Origin of the sequence: Pseudoalteromonas ostreae, from assembly GCF_018069805.1 — a bacterium.
GTDB lineage: Bacteria > Pseudomonadota > Gammaproteobacteria > Enterobacterales > Alteromonadaceae > Pseudoalteromonas > Pseudoalteromonas ostreae.
On record NZ_JAGPYN010000070.1, the window covers coordinates 1 to 653 of the forward strand.

The 653-nt window shown below is 43.5% G+C and carries 1 protein-coding gene and 1 pseudogene; both read left to right on the top strand.

Annotated features, from left to right (window positions below; translation table 11 throughout):
- A pseudogene (locus tag J7338_RS20555) lies at positions 1–403 on the top strand (IS21 family transposase); the annotation flags it as partial.
- 11 nt (positions 404–414) lie between these two features.
- Positions 415–653: ATP-binding protein (locus J7338_RS20560; RefSeq protein WP_210798830.1), on the top strand; the 239-nt coding region annotated here is incomplete at its 3' end.

Genomic DNA, 653 nt, shown 5'->3' on the forward strand with positions numbered 1-653 from the left:
ACATCCTCGTTCACAACGTTTAGGCGGGCATACAACACAGTCTCACCATATGCCTCTGGCGCATCAAAAACAGCATGAGCAGTCACCAATAAACTTACGCTCATGGGCATTAAGTATCGGGGAGTATACCCACCAAGTTGTTGAGTTACAGCTCAGTGGACAACGTCACCCCGAGCACGCTTATCGCATCTGTTTAGGGCTGTTAAGTTTAGCTAAAACCTATTCAAAAGAACGGCTTGAGCAAGCATGCTATCGCGCAATTGTGATGAATACGACCACACTCAAATCAATAAAGCAGATGCTGAAAAAAGGGTTAGATCAACAACCGTTACCCACACATAAAACAGAGCCTGACAAGCCAATTACACATAGCAACATACGTGGCACAGATTATTACCATTAAGGAATGAAAACATGATAAACACCATTAACCAGCAACTTCAACTACTCAAGTTATCGGGTATAAAGCAAGCACTCAAGCAGCAGCTTGAACAGCCAAATCTATATCAAGAACAAAGCTTTATAGAGCGCATCAGTTTATTGCTTACACATGAAATTGACACGCGTGAGCAAAGGAAAATCGACCGACTCGTGCGACACGCTAAATTCCGCTTACCGGCTCAGTTAAATCAACTGATTTACTCGCCGACACG